Origin of the sequence: Burkholderia pyrrocinia (assembly GCF_018417535.1) — a bacterium.
Taxonomy (GTDB): Bacteria; Pseudomonadota; Gammaproteobacteria; order Burkholderiales; family Burkholderiaceae; genus Burkholderia; species Burkholderia pyrrocinia_E.
On record NZ_CP070979.1, the window covers coordinates 272,799 to 291,564 of the forward strand.

The following is an 18,766-nucleotide window of genomic DNA, read 5'->3' on the forward strand; positions in this document are numbered from 1 at the left end:
CGCGATGAACCTGTCGCCGTTACCGGTCGTGAACGGCACCGCCCGCGCGGCGCGCTCATTGATGCGGCGGAGGCGGCGAGGGCGGCTTGCCGGCGGGAGGGGCAGGAAGGGGAGGGCCGGCGGCAGGCATCGCGTTCGAGCTCGGCGCGGCGGCCGTGCCCGCCGCGACGTTGCGCTCGTGCTCGGGCAGCAGCGCAAGACGGTTGTACAGCGTTTTCAGGCTGATGCCGAGCGCCTTCGCGGTGCGCGGCTTGTCGCCGTTGAAGTGCCGCAGCGACGCGGCGATGAAACGCTGCTGCGTGTGCGCGAGCGTCGTGCCGATATGCAGCGTCATCGCGTTGTGGCGCACTTCCTCGCGCGGCGGCTGGCCGCGCGGCAACTGCAGCTCGATCTGCTCGTCGGCGAGGATGAACGCGCGCTCGAGCGCGTTGCGCAGCTCGCGCACGTTGCCGGGCCACGTATAGGCGCGCAGCGCCTTCATCGCCTGCATCGACAGCCGCTTGCGCGTGCGATGCCGCGCATTCAGCCGCTCGACGATCTGCAGCGCGATGTCGCCGACGTCGTCCTCGCGCTGCCGGAGCGCGGGCACGTGCAGCGCGACCGTCGCGATCCGGAAGAACAGGTCTTCGCGCAGGCGGCCGCTGCGCACGGCCTCGACGGGATCGTGATGGGTGGCGGCGACGATCCGCACGTCGAGCGGAATCGATTCATGACCGCCGACGCGCATGATCGTGTTCGATTCGAGCGTGCGCAGCAGCTTGACCTGCAGCTCGAGCGGCATCTCGGCGATCTCGTCGAGAAACAGCGTGCCGCCGCGCGCGGCCTCGAACATGCCGACATGCTGGGCCACGGCGCCCGTGAAACTGCCTTTCTCGTGACCGAACAGTTGCGATTCCGCGATGTCGGGCGGAATCGCGCCGCAGTTGACCGGGACGAACGGCCCGCGCCGCCGCGGGCTCAGGTCGTGCAGCAGCCGCGCGACGAGATCCTTGCCCGCGCCGCTTTCGCCGAAGATCAGCACCCCGACGTGGGTCGCGGCCACGCGCGACACCCGCAGCAACAAGGTCTGGATCGAACGCGAGCGGCCGGACAGCCGCGTACCGTTATCGGCGGATTTCGACATGGCGCGAGATCGGACGGGGAAATTTGACCGAATGCGTTCAGACAAAAGGAAAAACGACGTGGCGCGCGCCGCATTTCCTGCATGAAGATTACCTTTTATGCCGATGGCGAGACATTGAATCTTGCAATGCAGGCGGCGAGAGCGGATAGATTTATTCGATGGTCGGAGAATGCCCGGCACGGGTCTTCTATACTGCTAAGCACTCGTTTTTCATCGCAGGACAGCTTGTCTGCACATTGGTGTGCAGCGCAAAATGCGTTGCCGCGCGCCGGGTGACGCGGCACGCGCTGCACGCCCGTCGCGGTTTCGGCCGACGCGTGCGCCGGGCCGCTTCACCAGGAGCTTCGATGCCTTATGTCCTGATCGTCGAAGACGACGCCGATACGCGCACGATGCTCGCGACGCTCGCGCGCACGCAGCAGCTCGCGTGCGATACGGCCGCGACGCTCGAAGAAGCGCGCACGCTCGTCTCGACGCATACACCCGATCTCGTGCTGTGCGATCTCGTGCTGCCGGACGGCAATGGCATGGACCTGTTCGACGCATTGCCCAAGCACTCGCACTGCGAAATGGTATTGACCACGGGTCACGCGAGCCTCGAGACCGCGATCGATGCGTTGCGTCGCGGCGCGACCGACTATCTGGTGAAACCGCTGAACATGCAGCGGCTGAACAGCATCTTCGCGCGCGTGCCGCGCACGACCGCACTGCACGAGGAAATCGCCGAGCTGCGCTCGGAGTTGCAGCGCCTCGGCCGCTTCGGCCGCATGCTCGGCAGCTCGCCCGCGATGCAGGCCGTCTACGACGCGATCGGCCGGGTCGCGCGCACCGAGGCGTCGGTGCTGCTGACGGGCGAATCGGGCACCGGCAAGGAACTCGCCGCGCAGACCGTGCACGACCTGAGCCTGCGCCGCCGCGGCGTGTTCCTCGCGGTGAACTGCGGCGCGATCGCCGCGAACCTCGTCGAAAGCGAGATGTTCGGCCACGACCGCGGCAGCTTCACCGGCGCCGAGCGCCAGCACAAGGGCTTCTTCGAACGCGCCGACGGCGGTACGCTGTTTCTCGACGAAATCACCGAGATGCCGCTCGAATCGCAGGTCAAGCTGCTGCGCGTGCTCGAAACCGGGCGGCTCACGCGGCTCGGCTCGACGCGCGAGATCGATGTCGACGTGCGCATCGTCGCCGCGACGAACCGCGACCCGGAAGCCGCGATGGCGGACGGCAAGCTGCGGCCCGACCTGTTTCACCGGATCAACGTGTTCCCGATTCCGCTGCCGTCGCTGCGCGAGCGCGGCGACGACATCCCGATGCTCGCCGACGCGTTCCTGCAGCGCTTCAACGAAGAAAACGGTCGGAACCTGCGCTTCGCGCCGGCCGCGCGCGAAGCATTGAAGACCTACGCGTGGCCCGGCAATGTGCGCGAGCTGCGCAACTTCGTGCAGCGCGCGAGCATCTTCAGCGACACCGACGTCATCGAAACGCTGCCGCCGCCGATCATGGACGAGCTGTCGAACATGGTCGATTCGCACGAGGACCGCGTGACCGTGCCGTTCGGCACGCCGCTCGAGGAAGTCGACCGGAAGCTGATCCTCGGTACGATCGCGCAGTGCGGCGGCGTGAAGGCGCAGGCAGCGGAGGTGCTCGACGTCAGCCTGAAAACGATCTACAACCGGCTCGCGCAACTGGAAGACGAAGCGGAAAAACCGGATTCCTGATTGGATGCCGCCGCGATCGCGCTCATGCCGCCGTTTCCGTACGCCGATGCGCGTCGCCCTCGAGCCGGCCGCGCATGCGCCCGACGTGCGGCGCAATCGCGCGCCGCTCGCGCGGGTCATGGCATGAAGATCTCCGGGGGGCGCGGCCGGGCTGCCGGTTTTACCCGGCGAACATGCGCGGTGCCCACCTGTCGCACGCCGGTGGACGGCCACCGCCCATCCGGCAGGAGCGTGTCCGATGATTGAAATTGCACGACCGCAGGCCGGAAGTTACGTAACGGCCGTGATGCTGGTCGCGATCGCGACCGTGCTGCAGGCGCTCGCGATCCGCTTCGGCGGCGTGAACCTGCCATTGGTCCTGTACTACCCGCTGCTCGCGGGCGCCGCATGGGCGACGTCGTTCCTGTTCGGGGCGATCTCGACCGTGATCAGCGGGATGCTCGTGTGGACGCTGTTCCTGTCCGATCCGGCCGCCTACACGGAGCCGCTGCCCGACCGGCTCGTGCGGCTCGGCACGTTCATGCTGGTCGGCGCGCTGGTGTGCGCGATCGCGACGATGCTGCGTCACACGCGGCTCACGAACAACCAGGCGCACCGGCGCGAAATGGCCGCGCGACAGCAGCTCGAGGCCGTGCTGCAGGCGCTGCCGTACGGCGTGATCGCGGCCGATACGAAAGGGCGGCTGACCTACATGAACGCGGCCGCGGCCGAGCTTGCCGGTTGCGAGCCGGAAGACGCGACGGGGCAGCTCGTGCGCGACGTGCTGCGGATCGTCGACCGCGACGGCCGTCGCGTGCAGACGACGCCGCTCGAGCGCGCGCTCGACGGTGCGAAGACGGTGTCCGACCGGCACTGGCTGCATGCGCCCGGCGACGGCGATCCGGTGTCGATCGTCGAGCTCGCCGCGCCGATCGGCGACACGCACGGCAACGTCGACGGCGCCGTGCTGCTGCTGCGCGACGGCGGCGCGAACCGCTCGCGCGCCGACGCGTCGCGCCTGCAGCGCGCCGTCGTCGACGCGGCGCCGGACGCGATCGTCGGCGTCGACGGCCGCGGCCGCATCGTGAGCTGGAACCCCGCCGCGCAGCGGATGTTCGGCTACGACGCCGCCGATGCGCACGGTCGCGGCTTCAATACGCTGATCGCGACGCGCTGGTTGAAGCGCCATCCGCTGCCGGACACGTTCGACGGCATCCGCGAAGCGATCGGCCCGCTCGACCTGCTGTGCGTGCGGCGCGATGGCCGGCGCTTTCGCGCGACCCTGGCGGCGTGCCCGGTGCGCGGCGATGCGCGCGCCTGCGTCGCGCTGTCGGTGATGCTGCGCGAGGTCGGTGCGCAGCGCCGGCGCGACCTGCGTGCGCGGCGCTTGCTGCAGCGGGCGCGCGATGCGCGCGACCAGGCCGATACGTCGAGCCGCCTGAAGGACGAACTGCTCGCGACCGTGTCGCATGAACTGCGCACGCCGCTGAACGTGATCTACGGCTGGATCGAGGTATTGCGCAACGCGGGCGACAACGCGCTGCAGCAGCAGGCGATCGATGCGATCGACCGCAGCGCCCGCTCGCTCACGCGGATGGTCGGCGACATTCTCGATGCGTCGTCGCTCGCGACCGGCAAGCTGCGGCTCGATGCGATGCCGGTCGACATCGTGCGGCTGTTCTCCGACTCGGTCGGCGCGTTCCAGACCGCGGCGGCGTCCGCCGGCATCGTGCTCGAGTTCGATTGCGCGGCGACCACCTGCATCGTGTCAGGCGATGCCGAGCGGTTGCGGCAGATGCTGTCGAACCTCGTGTCGAACGCGCTCAAGTTCACGCCGGCCGGTGGCGCCGTGACGGTCGGGCTGGTGCACGACGCCGCGCACGCGAGGCTGACCGTGTCGGACACGGGGCAGGGCGTCGCGCCGGAATTCGTGCCCTACGTGTTCGACATGTTTCGCCGCGCGGACGATTCGCCCGCGTCGTCGCGGCGCGGGCTCGGCCTCGGCCTGTCGATCGTGCGGCATATCGTCGAGCTGCACGGCGGCCGCGTGAGCGTCGAGAGCGCCGGGCGCAATCGCGGCACGACGTTTACGGTGATGTTGCCGGCCGGCTGGCAGCCGATGGGCGCGATGGCCTGGGGGGGCGCGCAGGCGCACGGCCGTTACGAGCCGCTCGTGCTGAATGCGCAACGCATCCTGATCGTCGACGACGATGCGACGACGCGCGCGAGCCTCACCGCTGCGCTGACCATGTTCGGCGCGGCCGTCGCGATCGCGTCGTCGGGCCGGGAAGCGCTCGCGGTGGCCGCCGACATGCGGCCGACCGTCGTGCTGTCCGATCTCGCGATGCCGGACGGCGACGGCTTCTGGCTGCTCGACGCGTTGCGGCGCGGCGCGCCGGACGGCGCCGGCGGGCCGCCCGACGTGCGCGTGCTGGCCGTCACGGCGCACGCGGGTATTGCCGACGAACGCCGCGCGCTCGAGGCCGGGTTCGACGGTTATCTGTGCAAGCCGGTCGACGTGCGCGAACTGGCGCACAAGATCGCCGACGTGACGAAGCTCGACGGCTGACGCGCGGCGTGACCCGTGCGGGTCATGACGCGGGCGCGGGCCGGCTTTGCGTGCCGATGTGCGCGAGTCCGCTTGCGCGCGGCGTCGGGATTCGGCCGCCGCGGGCGCGGATTGTCCGACGGCAGCGGCCGGATAGTAGCGGCCGGAACGTGATCGCGACCGTCGCGCCGACGATCCGCACGACCTCGCGCACGACGTCGATCATCGCGATCTCGCTGTCGCTGCCAATTCTGGCCGCCGGCGTCGCCGCCGCCGATTCCCCCCAGCGGCGATGCGTGCTCACTGATCAACGCGATTTTTTGCATGGTGTCGCTCCCCGTATCGAGGGCCGCGCCGATGGGCCCCGTCGCCTGGCCATCGGCATGCCCGGTGAATCGCGGGCGGGATCGCCCGTCGTCGCGTCACAAAATTTCAACGCGTTGGATGAAACGCGGTGCCGCCGAGCGCGGCGATCACGCGCGGCCGCACCGCGTCGAGTTCGCGCTCGAGCCAGTAGCGGCATGCTGCCACCTCGCGTTGCGCGGGTGTCTTGTGCAGCCGCCGCTTGCCGCGCGGCTCCCACTTGAAGTGCTTGACGGCGTTCGTCAGGTAGACGTGCGAGCGCTCGATTCCGGCTTCTTAGAGCGCACGGTCGAGCATGCGGCCGCGAACGCCAGCACGCCGGCGAAGACGAGCAGTGCCGCGCTCATCGCGAACGTCGCGCGATAGCCGTGCGCGTCGTACAGCAGGCCGCCCGTCGTCGCGCCGAGCGCGATCGCAAGCCGCCTAAAACGCCGCAGGACCTGCTCGATCACGACTGCGTGACGCTGCGGCTCGCGACCGCGAAGGGCAATTATGCGTGGGAGCTGAAGAAGGGCAGGAACGAGATCCAGGCGCGCGTGAAGGGGCGGATCACCTGCAATACGCAGCCGCACCTGGTGCAGGCGGCGCTCGACGGGTTCGGGATCGCGTTCGTCACCGAAGACATCGTGCTCGAACACGTGCGCAGCGGGAAGCTGCGCATCGTGATGCCGGACTGGTGCCCGGTCTTTCCCGGCTATCACGCGTACTACCCGAGCCGCCGCCAGGCATCGCGCGCGTTCTCCATCGTGATCGATGCGCTGCGGCATCGCGCGTAGCGGGCGTCCGAGTCGGGCATCTCCCGGCTGGGTGCGCCTGCCCGAATCATGCAAAATACCCGCCATCTGAAATGGCGGAGGCGTGGCCCGTGGGAATCAACTTCGATTTGACCGACTTGCAGGCGTTTCGCGCGGTGGTGGAGCTGGGAAGCTTCCGAAAGGCCGCCGACGCGATCAGCATTTCGCAGCCCGCTTTGAGTCGCCGGATCGACAAACTCGAGGAAGCGCTCGGCGTGCGGTTGTTCGAGCGCACCACCCGCAGCGTCACGCTGACCACCGTCGGGCGCGTGTTCGCGCCGAGCGCCGAGCAACTGCTGGACGATCTCGACGTCGCGCTGCTCGGCATCCGCGACGTTTCATCGAGCCGCCTCGGTCATGTGACGATCGCATGCGTGCCGTCGGTGGCCTACTACTTCTTGCCGAACGTGATCGCGAGCTATCATCGCCGCTTTCCGCGCATCAGGGTCAAGCTGCTGGATGCGAGCGCGAACGACGTGCTGGGCGCGGTCATCAGCGGCGAGGCCGATTTCGGCGTGAGTTTCATGGGCAGTCAGGAGCCCGAGATCGAGTTCAAGCTGCTGCTGCAGGAACGGTTTGTCGCCGCGTGCCGGCGCGATCATCCGCTCGCGGGCAAGAAGCGCGTGACCTGGAACGAGCTTTACGAGTACGAGTATGTGTCGGTGGACAAGACTTCCGGCAACCGCCTGTTGCTCGACCAGGCGCTGACGAGCGTCGCGCCGCGTGCGCCGAGCGTGTGCGAGACGCGCCACGTGACGACCCTGCTCGGGTTGATCGAAGCGGGGCTCGGCGTCGCCGCGGTACCGTCGATGGCGATGCCCGGACATGACCATCCCGTACTCACGAGCGTGCCCCTCGTCGAACCGGTGGTCAAGCGCCGGGTGGGCATCGTGAAACGGCGCGGACGCGCGCTGACGCCGGCCGCGGAGGCGTTTCACCAGGCGATTGTCGACGCGAAACGCGGCGGCGCCGCAAGCAGCGATGCATCGAAGTGACGAAGATGAAGCGTACGACCGGAACATCGAGGAAGATCGCATCGTGAGGCTGGCAAGACCGCTTCGTTCGCTTTACGTGCAGGTCCTGCTGGCGATGGTGTTCGGCATGAGCGTCGGCCACTTCTGGCCGTCGGCGGGCGCGATGCTCAAGCCGCTCAGCGATGCATTCGTCGGCCTCGTGCGGATGATGATCGCGCCGATCGTGTTTTGCACGATCGTCTCCGGCATCACGTCGCTGGCGAACGGAAAAGCCATCGGGCGCACGATCGTGCGCGCGCTGGCGCTTTTTTATCTGCTGACCGCCGTCGCCCTCGCATTCGGGCTCGTCACCGCGTTCGTGCTGCGGCCCGGCGCCGGCATGCACGTCGACGTGCACCATCTCGATTCGAGCATCCTTGCGCAATATGCGCAGCATGCGCAACCGCACGGGCTCGTCGAGTTCGCGCTGAGCGTGATCCCGGACACGATGCTCGGCGCGTTCCGGACGGGCGAGGTGCTGCCGGTGCTGCTGCTGTCGCTGCTGTCCGGTTTTTCGCTGAATGCGTATCCGCAGGCCGGGCGGCCCGTGCTGGCGCTGATCGACGGCGTCGCGCAGGTTGTCTTTCGCGTGCTCGCGATGATCATGCGGCTCGCCCCGCTCGGCGCATTCGGCGCGATGGCCTTCACGGTGGGCCGCTTCGGCATCGGCTCGGTCGGCTCGCTCGCGAGGCTGATGGTGGCGTTCTACGTGGCCTGCGCGCTGTTCGTCGCGCTGGTGCTTGCGCCGCTCGCACGACTGCACGGTTTCGCGTTGTGGCGGCTGTTGCGCTACCTGCGCGAGGAATTGCTCATCGTCCTCGCGACCTCGTCCACGGAGCCGGTGTTGCCGCGGCTGATCGTCAAGCTGGAGTCGCTGGGTTGCGACAAGGGCGTCGTGGGGCTCGTGCTGCCGGCCGGCTACTCGTTCAACCTGGACGGCACCGCGATCTACCTGACGCTCGCGGCATTGTTCATCGCGCAGGCGTGCGACGTGCCGCTTTCCGCGCCGCAAATCGCGGCGATGCTCGCCGTCATGCTGCTGACGTCGAAGGGCGCGGCCGGCGTGTCCGGCAGCGGGCTCGTCGCGCTCGTCGCGACGCTCGCCGTGATGCCCGACCTGCCGGTTGCCGGGGTCGCGCTTCTGGTCGGCATCGATCGCTTCATGTCCGAGGCGCGTGCGCTGACGAGCGTGATCAGCAATGCGTGTGCGGTGATCTTCGTTTCGTCGTGGGAAGGGGCGTGCGATCGTGCGCGTCTCGCACGGATGCTGAGCGCGGCCGGGCCGGCGTGCCCGAACGGCGCCGATGAAGCCGGGCCCGGCGCCGGGCGCGACGGGAAGGCTGTCTGACGCACGCCTTCCCGTGGTTCGTGCTCACTGTGCGGACGCGGAATCCAGTCCGGTCGATTTCACTTCCGCCTGCACGCCGGGCGACGCGAGATAGTCGAGGAGTGCCTTCGCTTCCTTCGGATGTTGCGCGCCGACGGGGATGCCGGCGGCGAAGCGTGTGACGGACTGCAGCGATTCGGGAATCTTGCCGACGAAGGTCGCGCCCTGGATGGGCAGCAGTTCGCTCACCTGCTGGAAGCCGATTTCGTAGTCGCCGTTCGCGACCACGGACGCGACCGGGATCCGCGGGATCATCTTCGCCTTCGATTTCACCTGGTCCTCGATGCCGAGCTTCCTGAACAACTCCCGCTCGATGTAGACGCCGCTCGCGCTGTCCGAATAGGCGATCGATTTTGCATGCAGCAGAACCTGCTTGAGGCCTTCGGCCGAGCTGATGTCGGGTTTCGTCGCGCCGTCGCGCACGACCATGCCGATGCGCGAATCGGCCAGCTCGACGCGCGATCCGGGGATCACCTTGCCTTGCTTGATCAGATCGTCGAGCGCGTAGCCGACCATGATCACCGCGTCGGCAGGCTCGCCGCGCGCGAGCCGGTTCGGGATCGCTTCGGGCGACTTGCCCATCGACGGGCCGAGCGCGGTGTCCAGCGTGTTGCCCGACTGCGCCGCGAAGCGCGGGCCGAGCAGCTTGTACGCGGCGGTGAAACCGCCCGAGCTCATCACGTGCAGCTCGGCGGCCTGCACGTTCGCGGTGACTGCGGAGGTGGCGACGAGCGCGGTCGCGCACAGTTTCAGGAGCAGGTTTTTCATGGTGGTGGTCGTGCGGAGTCGGGGCAGGTTGCCCGGCATGGGGTGTCAGTGCGCGGGCGTCAGCGTCGCCGTCCGGCGGCGATAGAGTGCGAACGTCGCAAGGAGCGCGCACACCGCGGCGAGGCTCATCCAGTAGCCCGGTGCGGCCTTGTCGCCGGTCATGTGAATGAGCGCCGTCGAGATGGCGGGCGTGAAGCCGCCGAACACGGCCGTCGCGAGGCTGTAGGCCAGCGAGAAGCCTGCCACGCGCACTTCCACCGGCATCACTTCCGTCAGCGCGACGATCATTGCGCCGTTATAGATCCCGTACATGAACGAGAGCCACAGGAGCACGAGCAGCATGTTGACGAACGACGGCGCATGAGCGAGCAGCGACAGCGCAGGATAGGCGGTCGCGATCGCGAGCACCGTCATGCCGACGAGCAGCGGCCGGCGGCCGATGCGATCGGACAGCGCACCGCCCAGCGGCAGCCATACGAAGTTCGACACGCCGACGCACAGCGTCACGAGCAGGCTGTCGGCGGTGCTCAGGTGCAGGACGGTCTTGCCGAAGGTCGGCGCGTAGACCGTGATCAGATAGAAGCTCGTCGTGGTCATCGCGACCAGCATCATGCCGGCGACCACGACGCCCCAGTTCTGGACCAGCGTACCGAATACTTCCCTCATGCCCGGACGATGCCGGCGCGCCTTGAACTCCTGCGTTTCCTCCAGGTTGCGGCGCAGCATGAAGATGAACGGCACGATCATGCATCCGACGAAGAACGGCACGCGCCATCCCCACGCGGCGATGGCCGATGCGCTCAGCCATTGATTGAGGGCGAAGCCGAGGCCGGCCGCGATGACGATCGCGACCTGCTGACTGGCGGATTGCCAGCTCGTGAAGAAGCCCTTGCGGCCGGGCGTGGCCATCTCGGCGAGATAGACCGACACGCCGCCCAGCTCGGCGCCTGCCGAAAAGCCCTGCAGCAGCCGCCCGATCAGCACGAGCACGGGCGCGAGCAGGCCGATGGTCGCGTAGCCCGGTACGAACGCGATCAGGATGGTGCCGCTTGCCATGATGGCCAGCGTGACGATGAGGCCCTTGCGGCGGCCGACGTCGTCGATGTACGCGCCGAGCACGATCGCGCCCAGCGGCCGCATCAGGAAACCGGCGCCGAACACGGCGAACGTCATCATCAGCGAAGCGAACTCGCTCGCGGCGGGAAAGAACACGGCGGCGATCTGGGTCGCATAGAAGCCGAACAGGAAAAAGTCGAACTGCTCGAGGAAGTTGCCGGCCGTTACGCGGAATACCGCGGCGGCCTTCGAACGTCCGGTCGGAAGGCTGGGCGAGGGGTGCATCAGGGTGTCTCCAGAAAATCCAGAAAATGCGCGGAAGGCGATCGATTGTCGTTTTGGCAATGTTCGCCCGGAGACGTGGGAACGATAAGTGCAATTTTTGGAATGATTGATGTTGTCCGGTTATCAATAGGAGCTGCCGGGAGACGAAAAGAAGCCCCGCATGCGCGGGGCGTGTCGGCTAACGCACCGGAAAATCGCGAACGATCAATGATGGCCGCGCGTGCGCGGATCGTTCAGTTCCTCGGTCGGGTCGGTCAGCCCGAGTTCGTCGCCGGCGCTCCAGTACGGCACGCTGCCGTAGAACTCGTGCAGCGGCTCGGCCCATTGCGGGTCGGCCATTGCCGGCCAGCGGTCCTTGTCGAAGCCGGGCGCGTTCCTGATTCGCTCCGACGACACCGACAGCAGGAAGCACTTGCGTTCGGTGTCGAGCGTCAGCGCGCTCCACGGGATCGCGAGCAGCTTGTCGCCGATGCCGAGCAGGCCGCCGCTCGACAGCACCGCGTACGCGATGCGGCCCGAGCGTACGTCGAGCATGATTTCCTTGATCTTGCCGACATCGTCGCCGTCGGTCGTGAAGACCTTGTCGCCTTCCAGCGTGCTGGCCGCCATCACGTCGGGGCCGGGGCCGGCTGCCGTCGCGGCGCCCTTGCCGACGATACGGGTCCGACCTTGATCGGGAGTCTGCATGGTTGTCCTCCAGGCTGCGTGGGGCGCGACCGTGCCCGGGTCGGGCCGCGGGTCGCGCGGTGGGGCGGGACGGAGCGGCGAGCGCCCCGTCACGTCTGCTTCGGTTGCGACACGCCTTCGAGCGTGTTCGCGATGTCGTCGTGCGCCGGGCCGGCCGTGCGCGTCGCGATGTCCGCGAGCGACAGCATGCCGACCAGCCGCTTGTCGTGATCGACGACCGGCAGGCGGCGCAACTGCGCGTCGGCCATGTAGCGCTGGATCTCGTCCAGCGGATCGTCGTCGAAGCACCATTCGATCGGACCCGACGCGACTTCCTGGATCCGCGTTTCCGGCGGCTTGCCGGCCGAGATCGCGCGCACCGTGAGGTCGCGGTCCGTCACCATCCCGACCAGCCGGTTGTTGTCGCACACGGGCAGTGCGCCGATGTCGTAGCGCTCCATCAACTGCGCGGCATGACGGATCGAATCGGTCGGCGCGATGTGCACGACGTCCTGCGACATGATTTCGTTGACGCGATGCATGACGTTCTCCTTGAAGGGGGACGGGCGGGTCGTCGGTTCAGCAAGCGGCATGCCGTTCGCCTGTCGCGCGTCGCGGTCCCGCCGGTCCTGCCACGGGCCTTCGTCGTGCGTGCCGGGCGGCGGGTCCGGCTCGATGCGCGTGACGCCGCCGGTCGCGGGCGGGTCGCTCGCCGGAAACGTGTCCTCGAGCTGCTGGTCGATATGCCGTTCCGAGTGATGCGTGCGTGCGCGGTCCGGGTCCTTCAACGGTGCGGATGCGTCGGGTCGCCGCTCACGCGCCGGCGTGCCGCGGCCGGACCGGGTCGAATCCTTCATGGCAGGGCTCCGTGTCGGTGCCGATGACTCCGGCGGGCGCGCAACGGCCGTTCCCGCGTGGCGCGCGGCACGCGATTTGCCACGTCGACGGCGGCGACCGGCGCCAGCCGTGCGCACTCTTCAAGCGGGAGACACGACGATGATTCCGAAACGACGACAGGGCGTGCGTTACGAGGTCAACGTATGCGGCGGCGGGTTCGATTCGGTGAAGAGCCACTTCAATGCGTGGAAGCAGGAGCCGCTGATCTACCGGCCGGAGCGCCGGATGTTCGAGGGCAAGGCGAATGGGCGGCCGCTCGGCGACGAGACGTTCGGCTCGACCGAGCCCGCGCGCTTCGCGCTGCAGCACGCATGCGATCCGTCCGATCCGTATGCGCTCGCAGCGCGCGTGCGGGACGACGGCCGCGAGCTGTGGCTCGTGATGGCCGCGTACGACGCCTGGCGGCACGCGCTTGCAAGATTTTCAGTGAACGGTGTAGCGAAGGCATGGCGCGCCGCACGGCAGGGTCGGCCTTCGCGCGTGCCGGCGGCGCGCATGGACGGCACGCGGATTGCGGACCCTTCCGCGACCACCGCAACGATGGAACGCCCATGAAACAGGACCCCGCGCCGTCGCGGCATCGGCCCGATCCGCCGATGCCCGACGTCGAGCCGGACCCCGGGACGCCCGAGCCCGACCGCGACGTGCCGCCCGGCACGCCGGAGCCGTACTGCCATCCCGAAGGCGACCCGCCCGGGGCCGAGCCGCCGGAGCGCGAGCCGCCGCCGCGCGCGCTGCCGGTGCGGGCGCCGCCGTCGGGCGCGGCGCGCCAGGAGGGCAGGCCATGAGCGTTCGCGTGAGACCCGGCATGCTGCGCGAGCTTGCCGAGACGCTCGGCCGCCATTTCGAAGCGCGCGCGATGCCGTTCCATGTCGAGGAGCAGCCGGCCGGCGCGTTGCATTTCGGATTTCGCGTCGACGGCCATCCGGCGTCGCTGACCGTGACCTTCGACGCCGCTGCGTTCGCCGCGCTCGAACGGGCCGACGTCGAGCGGCAACGCGCGTCGGTCGCCCGCGTCGCGGCCGAATTCGACGTGATGATGGCGCGCCGCGCACCGACCGCGTATGCGGGGAATGTCCATTTCAACCGGCTCTGAGCGGCGCGCTGACGGCCGCCCGGAACTGTCGATCGCACGGAGGATTCCGATGAAACCGATCCGGACGATTCGCGTGGCCGCATGCGCGCTTGCCGCCGCGTGCGCGCTGGGCGCCTGCACGCAGACCACCGCCTACGGCACGCGGGCGGCGAGCCGGCCGACGTGCCGCCGCCGGGCCCCGAACGGCGCGCAGGGCGACCCGCCGCTGCCGGGCACGCCGCCGCCGATGCAGTACTGAGCGCCGAGCCAGGTCCGACGAACGGGCCGGGTGGGGCGGGACGGTACAAGCGCCGCGCATGGCATGTCCCGCACCGCGATGCTGTCGGCCGACGAAATCGCGAAACGCGCACCGGCCGCCGCGCGAAAGGCGTGCCCCAAACTTGCCGCCGGCTTGTAAAAAAGCGGTTTCGCGCGGGGAGCCCGTCGGGGTACGAACCTGCAAGAACCGCGACACACCGCGATCGGCAGAACTGGCATGAAAGCTGCGTGAATGGCGCATACGAAACTCGCACACGGCCAGGAGGACCTTCGATGCCCGTCACGCTTGCGCTCCAGATGCGGCAGCATCTGGCACTTACGCCGAGGCTTCAACAGTCGCTGCGGCTGCTGCAGTTGTCTACGCTCGAATTCCAGCAGGAATTGCGGCAGGCGCTCGACATGAATCCGTTTCTCGAGGATGGCCAGGGCGACGACGAACCGGCCGCCGACATGCCCGAGCACGCCGCCGAAGCGGCCGAGGCCGCCGCGCCCGAACCCGACGAGGCGCGCCCGCCGGATGGAGACGTGTCGTATACGGCCGCGCCCGCGCCGCGCGGCACGGGCCGCCAGGACGGCGACGCGGACGACCTGTCGCCCGGCGAATGGATGGCGGCCGAGCCGTCGCTGCATCAGCAACTGCACGATGCGTTGCGCCTCTATCCGCTGAACAAACGCGATCGCGAAGCCGCGCGCATCGTGATCGACGCGCTCGACGACGATGGTTATCTGCGCCAGGAACTGCCCGATCTGCTGGTCGCGGCCGATCCCGCGCTGCTGCTGTCCGGGCAGGATCTCGCGGTCGCGCTGCGGCTCGTGCAGATGCTCGATCGCCCGGGCATCGCCGCGCGCTCGCTGTCCGAATGCCTCGTGCTGCAGCTCGACGCGATTCCGGCCGGCACGCCGGCGCTCGCGGAAGCGAAAGCGATCGCGCGCGAGCATCTCGAACGGCTCGCGCGCCGCGAGACGGCCGAAATCCAGCGGCGCATCGGCTGCAATCCGCAGACGCTGCACGCGGCGTGCGCGCTCGTGCGCGGGCTCGATCCGCGCCCCGGCAATCACTACGGCAGCACGCGCGGCGACTACGTGGTGCCCGACGTGATCGTGCGCCAGGTGCGCGACGAATGGATCGTGACGATCAACCCGGCCGTGCTGCCGCGCGCGCGCCTGCACGAGCGTTATGCGACGCTGTTCGCGCAGTCGAGCGGCGAGCGCGATTCGCCGCTCGGCCAGCAGCTGCAGGAGGCGCGCTGGCTGATCCGCAACGTGCAGAAGCGTTTCGACACGATCCGGCGGGTCGGCGAGTGCATCGTCGCGCGGCAGCGCGATTTCTTCCGCTACGGCGAGATCGCGATGAAGCCGCTCGTGCTGCGCGACATCGCGGAAGAGCTCGACCTGCACGAATCGACCGTATCGCGGGCAACGGGCAACAAGTACATGGCCACGCCGCACGGCACGTTCGAGTTCAAGCACTTCTTCCCGCGCAAGCTCGAGGCGGCGGGCAAGGGCGTGTGCTCGGCGGCGGCCGCGAAGGTGCTGATCCGCGACATGATCGCGGCCGAGCGGCACACCGAACCGCTGTCCGACGTCGCGCTCGCGCAGCGCCTCGAGGGCCGCGGCATCCTGCTTGCGCGGCGCACGGTGACGAAGTACCGCCAGGCGATGAAGATTCCGCCGGCCGAACTGCGGCGGCGCGACGCCGCATGACGATTTTTGCCGACCGAACCGTGCGCCGCGCAGCGCGGCGCGCGCCAACGAGAGGAGCGCAACCATGCCAGCGAAATCCCAGGCCCAGCAGCGTGCGGCAGGGGCAGCCCTGTCGGCCAGGCGCGGCCGGACGAAAATGAAGGATCTCAAACCGCCGGCGAAGTCGATGGCCGAATCGATGAGCGAGAAGGAACTCGAGAACATGGCTTCCACGCCGGTACACGGCAAACCCGGGCACAAGCACGATGCGTGATCGACGACGACGACGTGCGGTGACGAGCGCTGTCATCCAGGAGGTATCCATGCTGCGATACGCCATCATCTTCTTCATCATCGCGATCGTCGCGGCCGTGCTCGGCTTCGGCGGCATCGCGGCCGGCGCGGCCGAGATCGCGAAGATCCTGTTCTACATCTTCGTCGTGATCTTCCTGGTCACGCTGTTGCTGGGCGTCGTGCGTCGATGAGCCGCGCGCCCGACCGGTCGCAGCGCATCGCGGAGCTCGAGCACGCGCTCGCGAACGGCTTTCCGTCGGAGTCGACCGTCGCCGTGCATGCGGACGACGCGTCCGGGCGGTTGACGATCCAGGTGTCGTGGGTGCGTGTGCCCGCCGACGAAAGCGCGCGCGAATGGCGTTGCGCGGTCGACCTGCGATTCGACGCGGACGCGATCGCACGCTATGCATCGCTCGATGCAGCCGACCGGCTGCGCGTGCGCACGTATCTGTGCGACAGCTCGCGGCGCGCGGTGGACGAACGCAAGCCGCGCGTCGAGGACACCGCGATCGAATGCTGCGTGGCGCTCGACGTGACACGCGCCGAACTCGACGCTGCGCTGCGCGCGCCCTGACGCCGAACTCGACGCCGGGTTCGATTCGCGCATCATCGAGCGGCTCGCCGCGATTCTGCACAAGCATGAGCGCGCCACGACGCCGTTCGACCCGCCGCCGCGCGAACGGTCACGCACCTGCACGCCCATCGTCGCTTCCTGCAGCCAGCCGCTCTGCATGCGCGGCGCGACGACCGTCACGTCCGGTCCGTACGCATCGGCGAGGCGCATGGACAGCGTCTCGCGCACCACCGCCGCGGTGAAATACTGGTATTTCGATATACAGGTGCCGGCGCGCGGCACGGATTGCGTCGCTGACCAGCGCGCGCACCTGCCGTACCGGCTCGCGGCCGCGGTGGCGCGGCGCCGTATACGCGATGCCGATCCGCACGTCGCGCACGTCGACGCGCGCGTCGGGCGGCCACGGATCGTCGTCGTCCGGCCGCTCGAGGTGCCGGTGCGCGCCGATCGCGATCGGGCGTCCGCATGCATGCAGCCAGCGCGAGCGGGCCTGCTCGCCGATCGCGGCGGCCGCATCGCCGTCGAACATCGCCTGCACGTCGCGGAACGGCCCGTACGGCATCCCGTGCTCGTCGTGTCGGCGCGGGTCGTCGGCCGCGTGCGCGGGCGTGTCCCAGCGTGCGCGCGCGAGGTCGAGTCCGCCACGAACGCGAGGCGGTCGTCGATCGCGACGAGCTTCTGGTGATGTGACGCGCCGCGCGGATGCGTATCGTCGAGCCGGAACACGATGCCGCGATGCGCGTGCCAGCCGGCGCGATACACGGGCGGCCAGTCGCGCTCCAGTGCGTAGATCATCGCGAAGTCCCACGCGAGCACGTAGATGCGCAGGTTGTGCCGCGCGGCGGCGAGTGCGTGCAGAAAGGCCGCGAGCGTGTCGGGAAAGCCGTCGCCGGCGCCGACGGGCGCGAGCCGCATCCGGCTGTCGACGTCCCAGCCGACGATGAACACCGTATGACGTGCGCGCAGCAACGCGGCGCGCAGCGTCGCGAAGTATGCATCGCCGTCGACCAGCGTCGTGAAGCGATCCGCATGGCAAATCGCGTCGCAGTTGCGCCCGCGTTCGAGCAGGCCGTGGCGCATCGCGTCGCCTGCGTGCGTTGCGCCGGCGGTCGTATCGTCGTGCACCGCGCGATCCGGCATGATCATCGCAGGTCGATGTTCCGATTGCCGTCGATGCGCTGCAGCAGCGCATCGCACCGCGCGCGCAGCGCCCGCAGTTCCGGCCCGTCCGCGTCGAGCCGCACGCGTTTGCGGCAGTCCGGGTTGCCGTGCGTGACCGCGATGTCGTAGATCCCTTGCGCGATCGTCGCGGACGCGTGCGCGATCCGGATCCGGTCGAGCCAGCCGCATTCGGCGTGATGGCACGCGAGCCATGCGCGCAGCACGCCGACTAGCTGGCTGGTCGCCGGCCACGCGCCGGAACGCATGCGCGCGGTCAACTGGCTCGTCACGAGATAGGAGAGCAGGTCAGTCTGGTTCACACGAGACTCCTTGACGAAGTGTCGGGACGGCAGTTCCGCACGCCGGCGACGCGTCGCAGCGTTTGGCAGATCGCTGCGAATTCCGGCCCGCTCGTGTATGAGAACGAAACCGGGATGTCGTCGGTGTCCGGATCGTCGTCCGACTGCTGGACGATGAACTGCTTCACGCGCACGCGGCCGTTGCCGAGCGCGTCGTGCAGCGCGCTGCGGCCGCTGCGCGATGAAGCGGCGTTCGAGCCCGATCACGCTGCCGACCAGCGCGGCTGGCAGCAGGCGCCCGAGAAGTTCGAAGTGGGCGATCATGGCGTGCATGCCTTGCGTGCCGTCACGCGCTTACCGGTACGCGGTTCGATGCGCGAAGGGGACGCAAGGCACGTGCCGGCAAGCGGTTCGATGCGCAAGGGGACGCAAGGTGCGTGCCGGCCGGGCACGCACCTTGCGCGTGAGGGGCGCGGCGCGCGCGGCGATCATGAGGCGCGCATTTTTTGCATCGTCATCGCAGATAAGCACAGGAGGCCACCGTGCCACATCAACAGGACGCACAGGTTCGCGACCCGTATCGCGGCCACGAGATCCACGTATGGGCGCGGCGCAACGACCGCGGCGCGTGGTGCGACGAGGTGCAGGTGGTTGTCGACGGCGCGCGCGTCGAGCCGGATGTGCCGGAGCCGGCCGGCACCGAATGGCCGACCGAGGACGAGGCGCTGCGCGCGGGCATTGAGCGCGGGCGCTACCTCGTCGACAAGCGCGTCGACGACGACTGACCGGCCTGGCGCCGGGGAGGAA

General features: G+C 68.8%; 20 protein-coding genes and 6 pseudogenes. 14 read left to right on the plus strand and 12 right to left on the minus strand.

Annotated features, from left to right (window positions below; genetic code table 11):
- Positions 1-55 precede the first annotated feature (55 nt).
- Positions 56-1,123 carry a sigma-54 interaction domain-containing protein gene (locus tag JYG32_RS34225; protein ID WP_174380794.1) on the minus strand — a complete coding sequence of 356 codons (1,068 nt, stop codon included), beginning with the start codon at positions 1,121-1,123 and terminating at the stop codon, positions 56-58.
- A gap of 347 nt (positions 1,124-1,470) precedes the next feature.
- Between JYG32_RS34225 and JYG32_RS34230 the strand changes: the two genes are divergently transcribed.
- Both JYG32_RS34230 and JYG32_RS34235 read left to right on the plus strand, forming a co-directional pair.
- The gene (locus JYG32_RS34230; RefSeq protein ID WP_174380793.1) at positions 1,471-2,838 is read left to right on the plus strand and encodes a sigma-54-dependent transcriptional regulator; all 1,368 of its coding nucleotides are present in this window, start codon (positions 1,471-1,473) and stop codon (positions 2,836-2,838) included.
- A 238-nt stretch (positions 2,839-3,076) separates the two neighbouring features.
- Positions 3,077-5,386: an ATP-binding protein gene (locus JYG32_RS34235; RefSeq protein ID WP_213268057.1), complete on the plus strand. Its 2,310-nt coding sequence runs from the start codon at positions 3,077-3,079 to the stop codon at positions 5,384-5,386.
- A gap of 22 nt (positions 5,387-5,408) precedes the next feature.
- Here the strand turns inward: JYG32_RS34235 and JYG32_RS39790 are convergent, their stop codons facing one another.
- The 3 genes and pseudogenes from JYG32_RS39790 to JYG32_RS39520 all read right to left on the minus strand — a co-directional run bounded on the left by JYG32_RS39790 (position 5,409) and on the right by JYG32_RS39520 (position 6,180).
- Positions 5,409-5,669 (minus strand): hypothetical protein, encoded by a 261-nt coding sequence (locus tag JYG32_RS39790; protein WP_249744996.1) that lies wholly within the window; start codon positions 5,667-5,669, stop codon positions 5,409-5,411.
- 146 nt (positions 5,670-5,815) lie between these two features.
- Positions 5,816-6,040: pseudogene (locus tag JYG32_RS34245) on the minus strand (uracil-DNA glycosylase family protein); the annotation flags it as partial.
- A complete protein-coding gene (locus tag JYG32_RS39520; protein ID WP_213268358.1) occupies positions 5,971-6,180 on the minus strand; it encodes a hypothetical protein in 210 nt (69 codons plus the stop codon). The gene JYG32_RS39520 and the pseudogene JYG32_RS34245, both read right to left, overlap by 70 nt.
- On the opposite strand from JYG32_RS39520, the pseudogene JYG32_RS34255 reads away from it, so the two are divergent.
- The 3 genes and pseudogenes from JYG32_RS34255 to dctA form a co-directional block, all read left to right on the plus strand.
- Positions 6,142-6,504: pseudogene (locus tag JYG32_RS34255) on the plus strand (LysR substrate-binding domain-containing protein); the annotation flags it as partial. The gene JYG32_RS39520 and the pseudogene JYG32_RS34255 sit on opposite strands and share 39 nt — an antisense overlap.
- An 89-nt stretch (positions 6,505-6,593) precedes the next feature.
- Positions 6,594-7,517, plus strand: a complete 924-nt coding sequence (locus JYG32_RS34260; protein WP_213268058.1) for a LysR family transcriptional regulator — start codon at positions 6,594-6,596, stop codon at positions 7,515-7,517.
- A gap of 43 nt (positions 7,518-7,560) precedes the next feature.
- Entirely contained in the window at positions 7,561-8,883 is a 1,323-nt protein-coding gene (dctA, locus tag JYG32_RS34265; protein WP_213268059.1) for a C4-dicarboxylate transporter DctA, read from the plus strand.
- Positions 8,884-8,907: 24 nt separating this feature from the next.
- On the opposite strand, the gene JYG32_RS34270 is transcribed toward dctA, so the two are convergent.
- From JYG32_RS34270 to JYG32_RS39635, 5 genes and pseudogenes are all read right to left on the minus strand, one after another.
- Positions 8,908-9,690: a substrate-binding domain-containing protein gene (locus tag JYG32_RS34270; RefSeq protein WP_213268060.1), complete on the minus strand. Its 783-nt coding sequence runs from the start codon at positions 9,688-9,690 to the stop codon at positions 8,908-8,910.
- A 45-nt stretch (positions 9,691-9,735) separates the two neighbouring features.
- Complete coding sequence (locus tag JYG32_RS34275; RefSeq protein WP_174384128.1) at positions 9,736-11,031, minus strand: MFS transporter; 1,296 nt, start codon at positions 11,029-11,031, stop codon at positions 9,736-9,738.
- A gap of 204 nt (positions 11,032-11,235) precedes the next feature.
- Positions 11,236-11,718: a PRC-barrel domain-containing protein gene (locus tag JYG32_RS34280; RefSeq protein ID WP_213268061.1), complete on the minus strand. Its 483-nt coding sequence runs from the start codon at positions 11,716-11,718 to the stop codon at positions 11,236-11,238.
- A gap of 89 nt (positions 11,719-11,807) precedes the next feature.
- Positions 11,808-12,239 carry a CBS domain-containing protein gene (locus tag JYG32_RS34285; protein ID WP_174384131.1) on the minus strand — a complete coding sequence of 144 codons (432 nt, stop codon included), beginning with the start codon at positions 12,237-12,239 and terminating at the stop codon, positions 11,808-11,810.
- Positions 12,240-12,308: 69 nt separating this feature from the next.
- Positions 12,309-12,554: pseudogene (locus tag JYG32_RS39635) on the minus strand (hypothetical protein); the annotation flags it as partial.
- A 139-nt stretch (positions 12,555-12,693) separates the two neighbouring features.
- On the opposite strand from JYG32_RS39635, the pseudogene JYG32_RS34295 reads away from it, so the two are divergent.
- The 8 genes and pseudogenes from JYG32_RS34295 to JYG32_RS34330 all read left to right on the plus strand — a co-directional run.
- Positions 12,694-12,993, plus strand: a pseudogene (locus tag JYG32_RS34295) (hypothetical protein); the annotation flags it as partial.
- A gap of 152 nt (positions 12,994-13,145) precedes the next feature.
- Positions 13,146-13,382: a hypothetical protein gene (locus JYG32_RS34300; protein ID WP_213268062.1), complete on the plus strand. Its 237-nt coding sequence runs from the start codon at positions 13,146-13,148 to the stop codon at positions 13,380-13,382.
- Complete coding sequence (locus JYG32_RS34305; protein ID WP_213268063.1) at positions 13,379-13,690, plus strand: hypothetical protein; 312 nt, start codon at positions 13,379-13,381, stop codon at positions 13,688-13,690. The genes JYG32_RS34300 and JYG32_RS34305 overlap by 4 nt, the downstream gene beginning before the upstream one ends.
- 49 nt (positions 13,691-13,739) lie before the next feature.
- The gene (locus JYG32_RS34310) at positions 13,740-13,928 is read left to right on the plus strand and encodes a hypothetical protein (RefSeq protein WP_213268064.1); all 189 of its coding nucleotides are present in this window, start codon (positions 13,740-13,742) and stop codon (positions 13,926-13,928) included.
- A 293-nt stretch (positions 13,929-14,221) separates the two neighbouring features.
- Positions 14,222-15,652, plus strand: a complete 1,431-nt coding sequence (locus JYG32_RS34315; protein WP_213268065.1) for an RNA polymerase factor sigma-54 — start codon at positions 14,222-14,224, stop codon at positions 15,650-15,652.
- A gap of 64 nt (positions 15,653-15,716) precedes the next feature.
- Positions 15,717-15,905 carry a DUF3008 family protein gene (locus tag JYG32_RS34320; RefSeq protein WP_174384183.1) on the plus strand — a complete coding sequence of 63 codons (189 nt, stop codon included), beginning with the start codon at positions 15,717-15,719 and terminating at the stop codon, positions 15,903-15,905.
- Between the two features lie 49 nt (positions 15,906-15,954).
- Complete coding sequence (locus tag JYG32_RS34325) at positions 15,955-16,116, plus strand: DUF1328 family protein (RefSeq protein ID WP_174384184.1); 162 nt, start codon at positions 15,955-15,957, stop codon at positions 16,114-16,116.
- Entirely contained in the window at positions 16,113-16,499 is a 387-nt protein-coding gene (locus JYG32_RS34330; RefSeq protein WP_213268292.1) for a DUF3022 domain-containing protein, read from the plus strand. Before JYG32_RS34325 ends, JYG32_RS34330 begins: the two co-directional genes overlap by 4 nt.
- A 120-nt stretch (positions 16,500-16,619) precedes the next feature.
- Here JYG32_RS34330 and JYG32_RS34335 read toward each other — a convergent pair.
- The 3 genes and pseudogenes from JYG32_RS34335 to JYG32_RS34345 form a co-directional block, all read right to left on the minus strand.
- Positions 16,620-17,645, minus strand: a pseudogene (locus JYG32_RS34335) (VTT domain-containing protein); the annotation flags it as partial.
- A complete protein-coding gene (locus JYG32_RS34340) occupies positions 17,642-17,980 on the minus strand; it encodes a hypothetical protein (RefSeq protein WP_213268066.1) in 339 nt (112 codons plus the stop codon). The gene JYG32_RS34340 and the pseudogene JYG32_RS34335, both read right to left, overlap by 4 nt.
- Positions 17,977-18,238: pseudogene (locus JYG32_RS34345) on the minus strand (MgtC/SapB family protein); the annotation flags it as partial. The pseudogene JYG32_RS34345 and the gene JYG32_RS34340, both read right to left, overlap by 4 nt.
- 263 nt (positions 18,239-18,501) lie before the next feature.
- Between JYG32_RS34345 and JYG32_RS34350 the strand changes: the two are divergent.
- Positions 18,502-18,744: a DUF6566 family protein gene (locus tag JYG32_RS34350; protein ID WP_174382503.1), complete on the plus strand. Its 243-nt coding sequence runs from the start codon at positions 18,502-18,504 to the stop codon at positions 18,742-18,744.
- The last annotated feature ends 22 nt before the right edge of the window (positions 18,745-18,766 follow it).